The organism is Rhodococcus sp. IEGM 1241, assembly GCF_033142365.1.
Lineage (GTDB): Bacteria > Actinomycetota > Actinomycetes > Mycobacteriales > Mycobacteriaceae > Rhodococcus_F > Rhodococcus_F erythropolis.
Genome location: NZ_JAWLSE010000002.1, coordinates 88,087 through 102,932 on the forward strand (window position 1 = coordinate 88,087; position 14,846 = coordinate 102,932).

The following is a 14,846-nucleotide window of genomic DNA, read 5'->3' on the forward strand; positions in this document are numbered from 1 at the left end:
TCCATCCTCGGGTCCTCGCCCGTGTCGCGGCGGACGTCACACAGCTCTCTCAGGTGCTGCTCAGGAACGGCTCAGGTCGTTTCGGCGACGCACATCACGTCGATTCGTTCCGCCGCGATCGGCAGGGACGTCGATCTGCGGCATACTTTCGACAAGAGTTCGTTGACCTCTCCCCGACACTCGTGTCCGGGAGCCTTCTCTACAAAAATTCTGAATCGAGGAACCGGACGCTGTGTGTGGACTGCTCGGGCTACTGACATCTGGCGGAACCAGCGAGGACGCCGTCTCGCGGGTCGACCAGGCGATGCATTGCCTTCGTCACCGCGGGCCGGACGAACACGGGACGTGGAACGACGACCACCTCGTCTTCGGGTTCAACCGCCTGGCGATCATCGACATCGCTCATTCCCACCAGCCGCTGCGTTGGGGCCCGCCGGAGAACCCGGAGCGTTATGCGCTCACGTTCAACGGCGAGATCTACAACTACCTGGAGATCCGCGCCGAACTGGTCAAGGACCACGACGCCAAGTTCTTCACCGAGGGCGACTCCGAGGCCATCGTCGCTGCATTCCACTACTGGGGTGAGGATGCGGTCCGGCGCCTACGCGGAATGTTCGCGTTCGCGATCTGGGACACCGACACACGCGAGCTGTTCATCGCGCGCGATCCGTTCGGGATCAAGCCGCTGTTCATTGCTACCGGCGCCGGCGGCACCGCGTTCGGCAGTGAGAAGAAGAGCCTGCTCGAGCTCACCGATCTGATCGGCATCGGTACCGAGCTGGATCCGCGCGCCATCGAGCACTACACCGTTCTGCAGTACGTACCGGAGCCGGAAACACTGCACAAGGAGATCCGACGCCTGGAGTCGGGCAGCTTCGCTCGGGTGCGTCCGGGCGAGGAACCCACGTTCACGAGGTACTTCACGCCGAAGTTCCCGGCCAAGCCTTTTGCACCTGGCACCGAGAAGGCGCGCTACCAGGAAATCGCCGAGGCACTCGAGGATTCGGTCGCCAAGCACATGCGCGCCGACGTCACCGTCGGTTCGTTCCTGTCCGGCGGTATCGACTCCACGGCGATCGCGGCACTGGCGATGCGCCACAACCCCAACCTGATCACCTTCACGACCGGTTTCGAACGTGAGGGCTATTCCGAGGTCGACGTCGCTGCAGAATCTGCCGCGGCGATCGGCGCGAAGCACGTCGTCAAGGTGGTCTCCCCCGCCGAGTTCGCCGCTGCCATTCCCGAGATCGTCTGGTACCTCGACGACCCGGTAGCCGATCCGGCATTGATTCCGCTGTGGTTCATCGCGAAGGAAGCCCGCAAGCACGTCAAGGTCGTGCTGTCCGGCGAGGGTGCCGACGAGCTGTTCGGCGGCTACACGATTTACCGTGAGCCGTTGTCGCTCAAGCCTTTCGAGTACCTCCCCAAGGGATTGCGTCGGGCTGCGGGCAAGTTGTCCGAACGCATCCCGGACGGTACTCGCGGCAAGAGTCTGCTCAATCGCGGTTCGTTGACCCTCGAGGAGCGCTACTACGGCAATGCTCGTAGCTTCAACGACGCTCAGCTCCGCGCCGTCCTTCGCGATTTCCGCCCCGAGTGGACTCACCAGGACGTCACCGCGCCGATCTACGCGCAGTCACGGGACTGGGATCCGGTTGCCCGGATGCAGCATCTCGACCTGTTCACCTGGCTGCGCGGCGACATCCTCGTCAAGGCCGACAAGATGACGATGGCCAACTCGCTGGAACTGCGTGTGCCGTTCCTCGATCCCGAGGTCTTCGACGTAGCGTCACGCGTGCCGCTCGATCAGAAGATCACGAAGGACACAACCAAGTACGCACTGCGTCAGGCCCTGGAAGGCATTGTGCCGCACCATGTTCTGCACCGTGCGAAGCTCGGATTCCCGGTTCCCCTACGCCATTGGCTGCGCGGCACCGAACTCTTCGACTGGGCACATCTGCAGATCGAGGAGTCGGGTACCGACCACATCTTCGACAAGCAGGCCGTCGTGAAGATGCTCAACGATCACCGCGAGGGCGTGTCCGACCACAGTCGACGCCTGTGGACCGTCCTGACGTTCATGGTCTGGCACGGGATCTTCGTGGAGAAGCGCATCGTGCCGCAGATCCAGGAACCGGTGTACCCGGTCAACATCTAGGCCTTCGGCCCCGTGAGTGGTCAGGGAGTCTCCGGACTCCTCAACCACTCACGGGGCGGAGTCCTACTTCGGCAGGATCGTCGCGATCTCGTCCGCAGCCGCACTGCCGTAAGCGTCGGTAAGGCGCTTGAGGGCCTCGTCGCGATTGAACACCCACTCCTGCGTTCCCACGGTCTCGAGGATCAGCACAGCGACCAAAGATCCCAGCTGTGCGGCGCGCTCGAAGCTCAAGCCAGCGCCGTGTGCGAGCAGGAACCCGGCGCGGAAACCGTCGCCAACGCCCGTCGGATCCACCTTGCCGGTCTCGGGCACTACGTCGACGCGCACCCAATTACCTTCGGCGTCAACAATTTCCACGCCCTTGGAGCCGAGGGTGGTGACACGAATGCCGACCTGCGCGCGGACCTCTTCCTCGCTCAGACCAGTCTTCTGCTGAAGCAGACCCCACTCGTACTCGTTGGTGAACAAGTACTTCGCACCGTGGATGAGCGCCTTGGCCTCGTCACCGGACAGGCGAGCAAGCTGCTGCGACGGATCCGCTGCGAACGGGATTCCGAGCAGACGGCATTCGTCGGTATGGCGAACCATGGCCTCGGGGTCGTTGGCGCCGATCAGCACCAGCTCGACTGCGCCCGCAGTCTTGGCCACTGCCGCGAGTTCGATCTCGCGGGCCTCGCTCATCGCACCGGGGTAGAACGACGCGATCTGCGCCATGTCCTCGTCGGTGGTGCACACGAAACGCGCCGTATGTGCCTTGTCCGAGATACGGACCGCACTGCAGTCGACGCCGTTGTCCTCGAGCCACGTGCGGTACTCGGCGAAGTCGGCACCGACTGCGCCGACGAGTAGCGGGGACCCACCGAGCACGCCCATGGCGTAAGCGATGTTGCCGCCGACACCACCGCGGCGAATCACGAGATCGTCCACCAGGAAACTCAGCGAAACGTGGGCGAGCTGATCGGCGAGGAGCTGATCGGCGAAGCGGCCGGGGAAGCGCATCAAGTGGTCGGTGGCGATGGAACCGGTTACCGCAATAGTCACGGATCGTGGCCTTTCAGCGAAGTGAGTACAAGAATGAAAGAGGAGCAAAAGTTCACGTTACCGCCCGTAGCGCCGTCATCGGCGCCCGAGCCGTCAGATCGGAACGGTCTGCAGGCGAGTCACCACAAACAACTGACGCGAAACCGAATGTCGGTTCCGCGTCAGTTGTTTGTGAATTGAGTTGTGATCGACAGACTCAGTTGAACGAGTCACCGCAGGCGCAGGAGCCTGTTGCATTGGGGTTGTCGATCGAGAAGCCCTGCTGCTCGATGGTGTCGAGGAAGTCGATGGACGCACCTTCGACGTACGGCGCGCTCATCCGGTCGACAACCAGGTTGACGCCGTTGAAGTCGACGGTGAGGTCACCGTCGAGCGTGCGGTCGTCGAAGAACAGCTGGTACTTCAGTCCGGCACAGCCGCCGGGCTGCACTGCGATACGCAGCGCGAGGTCGTCGCGACCCTCCTGATCGAAGAGTGCCTTCGCCTTGGCGGATGCGGCCTCGGTCATCTTGACGCCGTGGGTGGCGGTCTCGTTCTGCACAGTCATGGGCTCTCCCTAATGTTCGTACCAACCCGTGAACGCTTCAACGGTACGCCGCTGCCGACTTATTCCCGCCAGTCCTTACCGGGTGCGATTCGTCTTCATCCTATCCGGTCTTCCCGACACGGCAACGGCGCGTCGACGCTTGTGGATCCTCAGCTCCGGGCGCCGCGCCAGATGTTCCACTCCCGTGCCGTGTGTTCGGCGAGTCCCTCGAGACACGCCGACGCTTCCTCCATCGCACGTTCCACCGACCCGGCGAACTCCGTCACCGATTTCGTCGCGACTATCGAGGTCGACGCAAAGTCCGCCGCGTCGAGCGTGACCTGACCGGCAAAGACGAGCGTCGGAACTCCGTGCGCCGCCCCGGCCGAAGCAAGCGTCGTGACGAGTTTGCCGCGCAGAGATTGGTGGTCGAACTTGCCTTCACCCGTGATCACCAGGTCAGCGGAAGCCAATAGCGCCGCCTGGCCGGTGCGATCGGCAACGACGTCGGCCCCCGATCGCCGCTGTGCACCGAGGGCGAACAGCGCAGCACCGATACCACCCGCGGCGCCGGCACCCGGAAAATCCGACACTCGTTTTCCGGTGGCGGACTCCAACTGTTCGGCCCATCTCGCGTTTCTCGCTTCGAGGACAGAGACGGCATCGGCGTCGGCGCCCTTTTGCGGGCCGAACACCGCCGCCGCACCGTGCTCGCCGAGAAGTACGTGTTCGACGTCGGTAGCCGCGACCAACGCAGTGCCCGCCGTAGCCGCCCTTGCAGCCTCCAAGCCGCCCAGCGCCTCCACCAGCCCACGTCCCCCGTCGGTGCAGCAACTCCCACCGAGTCCGACGACAATCGTCTTCACGCCTGCCTCGAGCGCGACAGCGATCAGTTCTCCGACACCGCGACTGTGCGCGGCGAGTGCGGTGTCCCGTGTCGGCGGACCTCCGAGGAGACCGAGCCCGACAGCCTCGGCGGACTCGAGGTACGCCGTGTCCGAATCCAACAGCCACGCGGCGTCGACGCCCACGGTCAGTGGCCCAGGCACCCGTGCGGTCCGGATGTCGCCCCCAGCCGTGGCCAAGACGTCGACGAAACCCGGACCACCGTCGGATTGTGGCGCGGTGACGACGTCGTCTTCGGGTCGGCCACGTCGCCAACCGGCAGAAATGGACTCAGCCGCCTCGACGGCCGTCAACGTCTCACCAAACGAATCTGGAGCAACTATTACCCGCATAGCGGAAGTCTAAGAGTCCCGAATGACCCCGATGTTTCACGATCTCGCGCGTTTCAGTGCCTCGGGCGAACGGGTTTTTCAGAAAGACCGAGGTCGGTTTCCCAGACCGTGCACTTATCCAATAGCCTGGAGGTGTGAAATTGCTACGCCGCGGTGACTCAGACAACTCCGACAAACGTGACGTCGAGGGCACTGAGGCATCCTCGGCCTCCGAAGAGGCGCCCATCGAGCAGGTGGGCAAGGGCCGCCCCACACCCAAGCGTCGTGACGCCGAGGCGAAGAGGCGTGGCCCCGTTGCCCCTGCCCCGCTGACCGCGAAGGAAGCCCGCGCCCGCCGTAAGGCGACCCGCGGCTCCAAGGAGGACCGCAAGGCCGAAGCCGCCGAGCGTCGCGCATCGTCGGCAGACCGCCGCGCCCGCATGCTCGCCGGCGAGGACAAGTACCTGCTCCCCCGCGACAAGGGACCGGTTCGCGCCTACGTCCGTGATTTCATCGACGCTCGCCGCAACCTCGTCGGGCTGTTCATGCCGCTCGCATTGATCCTCATCATGACGATGTTCGTCACGCCCGCGCTCCAGCAGATCGTCACGCTGGCAATGCTCGTGATGATGCTCTTCATGGTCGGTGAAGGCATCTGGCTCGGTCGCATGATCAACAACCGCGTCGCCGAGCGCTTCCCCGACAGCACCGACGGCGGATTCAAGCTCGGCTGGTACGCGTTCGTTCGCGCGTCGCAGATCCGTAAGCTGCGCGCACCGAAGCCTCGTGTGGGGCCGGGCGACGCAATCTGAGCGTGACGAACACGTATAGAACTTTGGTCCTCGGCGGCGCGCGGTCTGGTAAGTCCGCGCACGCCGAGGATTTGGTTTGTGCAGGCCACTTACCCGAAAGTTCGGCACCGATCCGGTACCTGGCGACAGCCAGACGTGATGTCTCCGACGCAGACTGGGAAAGCCGGATCGACCAGCACCGCAACAGACGGCCTTCCCATTGGTCGACTGTCGAAACCGCAGCTGCCGGTGACCTCGCGGCGCAACTCGAAAGCGATTCACACACAGCGACGTTGGTCGACGATCTGGGAACGTGGCTGACCACGGAACTCGATCGGCAAGGCGCCTGGGACGCTCCGCGCGGCACCGTCACTCCCGCTGCGGACAGCCTGGTCGCCAGTGTCGAGAACTATCGCGGACACCTGGTGCTGGTAAGCCCCGAAGTGGGTTTGGCCGTCATCCCCGAGACACGGTCGGGACGACTGTTCCGCGACGAGATCGGCACTCTCAACGCTCGTATCGCCGCGGTGTGCGATCGTGTCGTACTAGTGGTTGCAGGGTTACCGCTCATCTTGAAAGATACTGCTGCACAACCGGAAGGCACGATGTGAGTACCGAGGCCAATCCAGGGGCCATTTCAGGGGCGAATCCAGATGCCAACCCTGACGTCGCGCCAGTCAGTAGCGCCGACTTCGAACCCGTCACCCCGCCCGACCGCGAGGTGCGTGCGCAGGCCGATGCGCGTCAGCGTGATCTGACCAAGCCGGCAGGTTCGCTGGGCCGACTGGAGACTCTCGCCGACTGGGCATCAGCCTGCCAAGGAGTTTGTCCCCCACACGCTTTCGCTCGGCCTCGCGTCGTCGTCTTCGCGGGTGATCACGGAATCGCCCGCAACGGCGTCTCCGCCTATCCGCCGGAAGTGACCGCACAGATGGTCGCCAACTTCCTCGGGGGCGGCGCGGCAGTCAACGTCCTCGCCGAGGTTGCCGGCGCCACGGTACGCGTCGTCGACATCGCAGTGGACGGCGATACCGATCCGTCCGTCTCGAACCACAAGGTGCGCAGGTCTTCCGGGTCCATCGACCGCGAAGACGCCATGTCGAACGAGGAAACCCTTCAGGCCATCGCCGCCGGCCGAGCGATCGCGGACGAGGAAATCGACGGGGGCGCAGATCTTCTCATCGCCGGCGACATGGGCATCGGCAACACGACGCCCGCAACCGTACTCATCGCAGCCCTGACGGACAGTGAACCCGTCGCGGTCGTGGGTCGAGGTACCGGTATCGACGACGCCGGGTGGATCCGCAAGACCGCAGCGATTCGCGACGCTCTCCGGCGTGCCCGTCCGCACGTTCGCGACACAGTCGCGCTGCTGCGCACATCTTCGGGTGCCGACCTCGCCGCGATGGCCGGCTTTCTGGCCCAGGCAGCTTCGCGTCGCACCCCGGTGATCCTCGACGGCGTAGTGGTCACCGCAGCCGCCATGGTTGCCGACGAACTGGCTTTCGGTGCACGTGAATGGTGGGTCGCCGGACACCGCTCCACAGAACCCGCGCACACCATCGCGTTGACACGCATGGGTCTCGACCCGATCGTCGAGTTCGACATGCGGCTCGGTGAAGGTTCAGGTGCAGTCACAGCGCTCCCGATTCTTCAGGGCGCAGTGGCAATCCTGGGCAAGATGGCGACATTCTCCGAAGCCGGTGTCAGCACTCAGGGCAGCGCACCTGCCGACGAACCCGAGTCGATCGACCTGACCAAGACCGATACGGCGGAGTGAGCATGGCGGGCCCGCTGTCCGGAGTGCCTCTGGCCTTCTCGTGGCTGACGGTCCTTCCGGTTCGTGGTCCCTCCGACATCGACCGAACTGCCGGTCGTCGCGCCATCGCGGCAGCTCCGCTCACCGGGATCGCTCTCGGCATTGCCGCGACGTTTCTGCTCTGGGGCACAACCAGTATCGGCCTGAATCCCTATCTCGCAGGCTTGCTGACGGTAGGTGCGCTCGCTCTCGGGACACGCGGGATGCACGTGGACGGACTGGCAGACTCCGTCGACGGACTGGGTTGTTACGGTCCACCGGAGCGCGCCCGCGAGGTCATGCACAGCGGCGGTGCCGGACCGTTCGGGGTCGCGGCACTGTTCATCTTCCTTGGGCTGCAATCGGTCTCCTTCGGCGTCCTCGCTGTTGCCGACTCCCCCACGCAGTGGATCGCCGTTCTCGTATCTGTCGCTGCGGGTCGTGTGGCCGTCGTTTTTGCCTGCCGCCGAGGTATTCTCGCGTCTGGCCCGAGCGGATTCGGTGCGCTCGTCGCCGATTCACAACCGCTCTGGGCCGCAATCGTATGGTCGGTTCCGCTGATCGCCACTTCCGCCTTTGCCACCGACCGGTGGTGGCTCGGCCCTCTCGTGACCGCGTCGGCGCTACTGATCAGTGTGCTGTGCGTGCGTCACTGCGTCCGTAGATTCGGTGGACTCAACGGAGACGTTCTCGGATTCGCGCTCGAACTCACTGTGACGCTTACGGCCGTCGGCCTCACTCTCGGACTGTGATCCGACGTCGTGCGAGTAGGTGTCCTTGCGTACGAAGGTTGCCTGGCGGCCGAAATCTTCGTTTTCACCGACCTTCTCCTGATCGCGAATCGGGTCGCTGATGGAGCGTCCGCTGACCCCTTCGAGGTATCGGTCATCGCAGCGTCGGGCACGCCCGTAGTTGCGGCAGGTGGATTTTCGCTCGGGGTACAGGAGGGGCATCACGACATCGATCACCTGGTTGTGCCGGGGTTCGACCTCGTGCCGTCCGAAGACCCTACGACGCGTTTGTCGCTGTGGGACAGAGAAATCGAGTTCATCCGTGCGTGCGAGGCGCGCGGCGTTCGGGTGTCGTCGGTCTGCGTCGGCGCGTATCTGCTGGGCGAGGCGGGACTGCTCGACGGACGCCGATGTACGACGTCGTGGCTGTACGGTGCGGACCTCGCGAGTCGTTACCCCGGTGCGACGGTTCGAACCGACTCGTTGATCGTCCAGGACGCCGGCGTCACCACCACTGCGGCGTTCACTGCCGCGCTCGACCTCGCAACAGCACTCGTGCGCGAGCATCTCGGCGACAATATTGCGCGAACGACTGCGAGAATTACACTGGCGCCGGAAAATCGAACCAGTCAATCTCCGTACATCGTCGACTCGATGCTGCCCGTCAATCACACACAGTTCGCCGACGACGTCGGAAGTTGGTTGGTCGAACGGATGGCGGAGCCTTACGACTTGAATCTGCTGTCGGATGCTTTTCACCTCAGCACCCGAACCATGCTTCGGAAGTTCAAGGACGAGACCGGGGAATCGCCGCGCAGTTATCTGCAGCGTGCACGGATCCGAAAAGCGAAACGGTTGTTGGAATCGACCGACTGGTCTCTCGGAAAGATCCTGGGGCACATCGGCTATCAGGATCCTGGAACCTTCCGTCGCCTGTTCACCGACCGCGTCGGCATCAGCCCGGCCGACTATCGAAAGCGATTCCGCAACGGCGGCACCGGATAGGCCGTGCGTGGCGAGCCCGCCCGAAAACGTGGCGAACCGCCCTCTTCTGTAGTTGATCCCGCCGCCGAAAGACTGTGCAGAGGAATTACTTCGACTACTTGGGAGGGCTCATCGTGCCGAACCGAAGTATGACAAAAGATGATCCACTCGAAGACTTCGACCGTCGAACGATCACGATCGGCGCAGTGTCGAAGTCCGTGTACGTGGCCGGCACCGGTCCCGCAGTGATCGTCATGCCGGAGATGCCAGGCATCAGCCCCCATGTAGCGCGGTTCGCCCGCTGGGTGCGCGACGCCGGTTTCACTGTCTTCGTTCCGTCACTGTTCGGGCGCGACGGAGCGGTCCCCACAGTGGACGAGGGGCTGACGGTGTTCAAGAGAGCCTGCGTCAGTGCGGAGTTCCGCGCCCTCGCTGTCGACGAACCGAGTCCGGCGGTCCGTTGGCTGCGTTCACTCGCCGCTTCGGCGCATGAGGAGTGCGGCGGTCCTGGCGTTGGCGTGATCGGGATGTGCTTCACCGGCAACTTCGCGTTGTCGATGATGCTCGAACCCTCGGTCATCGCGCCGGTTCTCGCCCAACCGTCGTTACCGCTCGATCGACCGGACGAAACCGACAGCGGGCCCGAAGAACTCGAAGCCGTGCGCTCGAGACTCGAGGCCGAAGACCTCACGGTGCTTGCCTACCGGTTTCAAGGTGACCCGTTCTGCCGCGCACAGCGATTCGCGGCCTACTCGAAGGCCATGGGCGAGCGCTTCGTCGGGAAGGTACTGCCCGACGAAGCGGCCAACGCGACAACGTCACCGTTCTTCGAACACGTCATTGCCAATCCACACAGCGTGGTGACGGCTCATCTCGTCGACGAGGCGGGATCGCCCACCAACGTCGCTCGAGACGAGATTCTGCAGTTCTTCCGCGAGCGGTTGCTCGCGGAACGAACCAGCGATCAGTGAAGCTTGGTCATCCAGCCGTGGGTGTCGGCGAAGGTGCCGCGCTGAATGCCCGTGAGGGTGTCGCGCAGTGCCATCGTCACTTCACCCGGCTCGCCGTCGGCGATGGTGAACTCGCCCTCGGCGGACTTGACACGTCCGACGGGGGTGATGACTGCTGCTGTGCCGCAAGCGAAGACCTCGGTGATTTCACCGCTCTTGCACTTGGTGCGCCATTCGTCGGTGCTGATCTTGCGCTCCTCGACGGCGAAACCGGAATCGGCGGCAAGGGCGAGCAGCGAGTTGCGCGTGATGCCCGGCAGCAACGAACCGGACAGCGACGGCGTCACGAGGCGAGCGTCAGGGCCCGAGCCGAAGACGAAGAACAGGTTCATTCCACCCATTTCCTCGACGTACGTGCGCTCGATGGCGTCGAGCCAGACCACCTGGTCGCAACCCTCGTCGGCGGCTTGCGCCTGGGCGAGGAGCGAAGCGGCGTAGTTGCCGGCGAACTTGGCCGCGCCGGTGCCACCGGGGGCCGCGCGAACGTATTCGGTGGACAGCCACACACTGACCGGCTTGACGCCGCGCGGGAAGTACGCACCGGCGGGTGAGGCGATCAGCAGGTAGCGGTACTCGTCGGCGGGACGGACACCGAGTCCGGCTTCGGTGGAGAACATGAACGGACGGAGGTAGAGCGCGTCCTCGCCACCGGCTGCGGGAACCCAGTCGAGATCGACGTCGATCAGTTCGGTGATGGAATCGATGAACATCTGCGACGGGAGCTCCGGCATGGCCAGACGGCGCGCAGATGCTGCGAAACGCTCGGCGTTGGCCTCGACGCGGAACGAGCTGATCTCACCACCCGGCTGACGGTATGCCTTGAGGCCCTCGAAGATGGCCTGTCCGTAGTGCAAAACCATTGCGGCCGGATCGAGCTCGATGTTTCCGTACGGCAACACCTGGGCGTCGTGCCAGCCCTTGCCCGCGGTGTAGTCGATCGAGACCATGTGGTCGGTGAAGTGCCGCCCGAAGCCGGGCGCCGCCAAAATGTCACGGCGCTCGGCGTCGGACTTCGGGGACGAGCTCTGAACACGAACGAAATCGGCGGCACCTGTCATGGGCGCAATCCTATCGAACGTGAAAAAGCTCTCTACTTGGTGTTGGTCTCCACGAACGGAGGAGACACCACGACGCACCGAAGAGCACGACCACGGACGTCGACTTCGATCTCGTCGCCGGCCGAGACATTGGCACCGGAATCGAGGAGCGCCAACGCAATTCCCACTTTGAGCGAAGGCGAAAACGTCCCCGAGGTGGTCTCGCCGATTGCCTCGCCGTCACGCAGAACACCGAGGCCGGCCCGCAGCACACCGCGGTCGAGAGCCTTGATCCCCCAGAGTTTGCGAGCCGGGCCGGCAGCCTTCTCGTCGGTCAAGGTCTCTTTGCCCCAGAATGTCGGCTTCTTCCAACCGATCGCCCATCCGCAGCGCGCTTCGAGCGGAGAAATCTCGAGCGAAAGCTCATGCCCGTGCAGCGGATAACCCATCTCGGTACGAAGAGTGTCACGAGCGCCGAGTCCGGCGGCCTGCCCACCCTCGGCGCGCACTGCCTCGAGAAGCGCACGGAACAACGGCTCACTGTCCTCCCACCGCGGCAGGAGTTCGTAGCCGACCTCACCGGTGTAACCGCTGCGGCACACACGAACAGGCACGCCGTTCCATTCCGCATCTTCGTACGCCATGTACTCGATCTCGGTGGGAAGTCCCAGCGCCGTCAGAACCGCCACCGATTTCGGACCCTGCACAGCCAGCACACCGTAGGCACGATGCTGATCCTCGACGGTGATTCCGTCCGGTGCGAGGGCGACCAGAGCCGCAACGACGTCCGCGGTATTGGCCGCGTTCGGGACGAGGAAGATCTCGTCGTCGCTGACGTAGTACGCGATGAGGTCGTCGATGACACCACCGGACTCGTTGCAGCACAACGTGTACTGAGCCTTACCCGGCCCGATCTTGTTCAGATCGTTGGTCAGTGCGGAGTTCACGAATTCTGCGGCGCCCGCGCCACGCACGACGGCCTTGCCGAGGTGACTGACGTCGAAGAGTCCGACATTCTCACGCACAGAGGTGTGTTCGGCCACGACGCCGGCGTACGAAACCGGCATCTGCCATCCCCCGAACGGCGCGAACGTCGCGCCGAGTTCGACGTGGACGGGGTGGATCGGGCCCTGCAACAGTTGTTCGTCGGTCATGGCCCACAACCTATCGGACTTCGCCGATCGAAACATGTCCGCAGCGAGAGCTCACCCGGCCGCGACGATCGCCCCGTCCGCAAACGGCAAAGGGCCTAACATCGACTCAGGCATCCGCCAGAACCGGACGCATCGCACACTCACCTCACAGGAGACACCTTGAGCACTCGCACAGCCCGATCGTTGGGGCCCGACCTCGTTCTCGCCGGCACAGTCGCCAAGCGCGCAGAGATATTGGTCGTCGGTCTGACGTCGGGTCCGGACGGCCCCGAGATCGCACTCAGCGAAGGCATCGTCGCCGAAGACGTGCTCGCCGAGATCCTCGACAGCCTCATCGCCGTCGGCGCCACCGGCAAGCCCGAGCAGCTCACCCGCGTCCCGGCACCGAGCGCGCTGTCGGTCACCAGCGTCCTCGCCGTCGGACTCGGCTCCGCCGACAAGCTCGACAGTGAGCAGATCCGCAAGTCCGCGGGCGCTGCAGCCCGCTCACTGTCCGGCATTGACACCGTCGCAACCACGCTCTCGATCCTCGATCTCGGCGCAGCCGCCGAGGGATTTGCGTTGGGCGCGTACAGCTTCACCGAATTCAAGTCGTCCATGACGGCTCCCGGTCCTGATTCGCAGCCACTGGCCCGCGTCGAACTTCTGGTGCCCTCGCCGCGCACCAAGGAGACCAAGGCAACGTTGGCACGGTCGGTAGCGATCGCCGAGGCCGTCGCCACCGCACGCGAGTTCGTCAACACTCCCCCGAGCCACCTCTACCCCGCCGAGTTCGCCGCGCGCGCCAAGGCACTGGGCGTCGAGGCCGGGCTCACTGTCCAGGTGCTCGACGAGAAGGCACTCGAGAAGGGTGGCTACGGCGGAATCATCGGCGTCGGCAAGGGCTCGTCACGCCAGCCGCGTCTCGTCCGCCTCGAATACGCGTCGAAGAAGCGTGGAGCCCGCAAGGTCGCACTGGTGGGCAAGGGCATCACCTTCGACACCGGCGGAATCTCCATCAAACCCGCCGCCGGGATGGAGAACATGACCTCGGACATGGGCGGCGCCGCAGCGGTCATCTCCACCGTCGTGCTTGCCGCCAAGCTCGGTCTGCCCGTCAACGTCGTCGCATACGTCCCGATGGCCGAGAACATGCCGTCCGCGACCGCCCAACGTCCCGGCGACGTGCTGACCCAGTACGGCGGAATCACCATCGAGGTCGTCAACACCGACGCCGAGGGCCGTTTGATCCTGGCCGACGCGATGGTTCGCGCGGGTGAGGACAACCCCGACTACATGATCGACACCGCAACCCTCACCGGTGCGCAGATGGTGGCGCTCGGCAACCGCACCCCCGGCGTCATGGGCACGGACGAGTTCCGTGACCGCGTCGCCTCCATCTCGCAGAGCGTCGGCGAGAACGGTTGGGCCATGCCGCTGCCCGAGGAACTGCGCGGAGATCTCGACTCCAAGGTCGCCGACATGGCCAATGTCACCCCGCACCGCTGGGGCGGCATGCTGGTCGCCGCTCACTACCTCAAGGAATTCGTTCCCGAGGGTGTCCAGTGGGCGCACATCGACGTCGCAGGTCCCGCGTACAACACGTCAGGGCCGTGGGGTTACACCGGCAAGGGCGGCACCGGCGTTCCGGTTCGCACGATGATCTCGGTCCTGGAGGACATCGCGGTCAACGGCTGACCACTTGCTGTGCGCCTTTATTAACCGCGGGAGGTTAATAAAGGCGCACAGCAGTTCAGGCGCCGTCGCGCAATTCCTGCTCTCGGGCCCGCTTGCGTTCGATTCGCTTACGCTCGTCGTGATCGCGCATACGCTGCGGATATCCCGTTTTTCGGACGTCATAGACGGGAATCTTCAGGTCTAGTCCCAATTTGCGGGCACCACGTTCGCCGCCGACACGACGACGAGTCCACTCCCCGTCCTTCGCGACGAGGACAACGGTCACCTCGGTCACCGTCGTCTGCGGTTCCACATATGCCTCGACGCCTTCGTGCGAGTGCGCCCAATTCGCCAGATGATCCGCATCACTCTGCGCTGCGGCCTGAGCCGCACTCGGCGGACGCTTGAAACGATCGAACAGTCCCACGGTCGTACCCTCCTCGGTACCGACGCCGCGGATGCACCCCGGCGATATGTCAAGTTTGCCAGGCGATGTCCGTTGTGCCTGCGCACGACATACCGTTTGGTCCGCTTACGACGTTACAGCCGGACCCCCAACGCATACCTACTCGCCAGTAGCCGACACACCCGAAACGGACGGCATCCCCCTCATCGGACACGCCCGGCGTATCAATGGAAAGATGAACGACGGTGACGCCGCGCCCGCGCGTCGACATCGGCAAAATAGCTTCAAGTAGCCGCACGTCGCGCGCCACTCGAGCACAATGCATTACGACCACAAG

General features: G+C 64.3%; 14 protein-coding genes. 8 read left to right on the forward strand and 6 right to left on the reverse strand.

Annotation, left to right across the window (positions count from 1 at the left end):
- The first annotated feature begins 232 nt into the window (after positions 1-232).
- Positions 233-2,158, forward strand: coding sequence for an asparagine synthase (glutamine-hydrolyzing) (gene asnB, locus R4P70_RS10020; RefSeq protein ID WP_019748911.1), 1,926 nt, complete (start codon positions 233-235; stop codon positions 2,156-2,158).
- Positions 2,159-2,221: 63 nt separating this feature from the next.
- Here asnB and R4P70_RS10025 read toward each other — a convergent pair whose 3' ends face one another.
- From R4P70_RS10025 to R4P70_RS10035, 3 genes are all read right to left on the reverse strand, one after another.
- On the reverse strand, positions 2,222-3,199 hold the full coding sequence (locus R4P70_RS10025) for a carbohydrate kinase family protein (RefSeq protein WP_317830756.1): 978 nt from the start codon (positions 3,197-3,199) through the stop codon (positions 2,222-2,224).
- Positions 3,200-3,395: 196 nt separating this feature from the next.
- Positions 3,396-3,746, reverse strand: a complete 351-nt coding sequence (locus R4P70_RS10030) for a HesB/IscA family protein (RefSeq protein WP_007730053.1) — start codon at positions 3,744-3,746, stop codon at positions 3,396-3,398.
- Between the two features lie 149 nt (positions 3,747-3,895).
- Positions 3,896-4,963: a glycerate kinase gene (locus tag R4P70_RS10035; RefSeq protein WP_317830757.1), complete on the reverse strand. Its 1,068-nt coding sequence runs from the start codon at positions 4,961-4,963 to the stop codon at positions 3,896-3,898.
- Between the two features lie 134 nt (positions 4,964-5,097).
- Here R4P70_RS10035 and R4P70_RS10040 point away from each other — a divergent pair, with 134 nt between their 5' ends.
- The 6 genes from R4P70_RS10040 to R4P70_RS10065 all read left to right on the forward strand — a co-directional run bounded on the left by R4P70_RS10040 (position 5,098) and on the right by R4P70_RS10065 (position 10,217).
- Positions 5,098-5,754 (forward strand): DUF3043 domain-containing protein, encoded by a 657-nt coding sequence (locus R4P70_RS10040; RefSeq protein ID WP_007730051.1) that lies wholly within the window; start codon positions 5,098-5,100, stop codon positions 5,752-5,754.
- A 2-nt stretch (positions 5,755-5,756) separates the two neighbouring features.
- Positions 5,757-6,344 (forward strand): bifunctional adenosylcobinamide kinase/adenosylcobinamide-phosphate guanylyltransferase, encoded by a 588-nt coding sequence (cobU, locus tag R4P70_RS10045; RefSeq protein ID WP_020969887.1) that lies wholly within the window; start codon positions 5,757-5,759, stop codon positions 6,342-6,344.
- 23 nt (positions 6,345-6,367) lie between these two features.
- A complete protein-coding gene (cobT, locus tag R4P70_RS10050; protein ID WP_264614586.1) occupies positions 6,368-7,513 on the forward strand; it encodes a nicotinate-nucleotide--dimethylbenzimidazole phosphoribosyltransferase in 1,146 nt (381 codons plus the stop codon).
- 2 nt (positions 7,514-7,515) lie between these two features.
- Positions 7,516-8,283 (forward strand): adenosylcobinamide-GDP ribazoletransferase, encoded by a 768-nt coding sequence (locus R4P70_RS10055; protein WP_097387268.1) that lies wholly within the window; start codon positions 7,516-7,518, stop codon positions 8,281-8,283.
- A 9-nt stretch (positions 8,284-8,292) separates the two neighbouring features.
- Complete coding sequence (locus tag R4P70_RS10060) at positions 8,293-9,267, forward strand: GlxA family transcriptional regulator (RefSeq protein WP_205906309.1); 975 nt, start codon at positions 8,293-8,295, stop codon at positions 9,265-9,267.
- 128 nt (positions 9,268-9,395) lie between these two features.
- Complete coding sequence (locus R4P70_RS10065; protein WP_411742468.1) at positions 9,396-10,217, forward strand: dienelactone hydrolase family protein; 822 nt, start codon at positions 9,396-9,398, stop codon at positions 10,215-10,217.
- Here the strand turns inward: R4P70_RS10065 and R4P70_RS10070 are convergent.
- A complete protein-coding gene (locus R4P70_RS10070) occupies positions 10,211-11,314 on the reverse strand; it encodes a branched-chain amino acid aminotransferase (RefSeq protein ID WP_003941766.1) in 1,104 nt (367 codons plus the stop codon). The two genes, R4P70_RS10065 and R4P70_RS10070, sit on opposite strands and share 7 nt — an antisense overlap.
- A gap of 32 nt (positions 11,315-11,346) precedes the next feature.
- On the reverse strand, positions 11,347-12,447 hold the full coding sequence (gene gcvT, locus R4P70_RS10075; protein ID WP_003941726.1) for a glycine cleavage system aminomethyltransferase GcvT: 1,101 nt from the start codon (positions 12,445-12,447) through the stop codon (positions 11,347-11,349).
- Between the two features lie 159 nt (positions 12,448-12,606).
- On the opposite strand from gcvT, the gene R4P70_RS10080 reads away from it, so the two are divergent.
- Positions 12,607-14,124 carry a leucyl aminopeptidase gene (locus R4P70_RS10080; protein WP_317830759.1) on the forward strand — a complete coding sequence of 506 codons (1,518 nt, stop codon included), beginning with the start codon at positions 12,607-12,609 and terminating at the stop codon, positions 14,122-14,124.
- A gap of 55 nt (positions 14,125-14,179) precedes the next feature.
- On the opposite strand, the gene R4P70_RS10085 is transcribed toward R4P70_RS10080, so the two are convergent.
- Positions 14,180-14,530, reverse strand: coding sequence for an oxidoreductase (locus R4P70_RS10085; protein ID WP_182261447.1), 351 nt, complete (start codon positions 14,528-14,530; stop codon positions 14,180-14,182).
- Positions 14,531-14,846 lie beyond the last annotated feature (316 nt).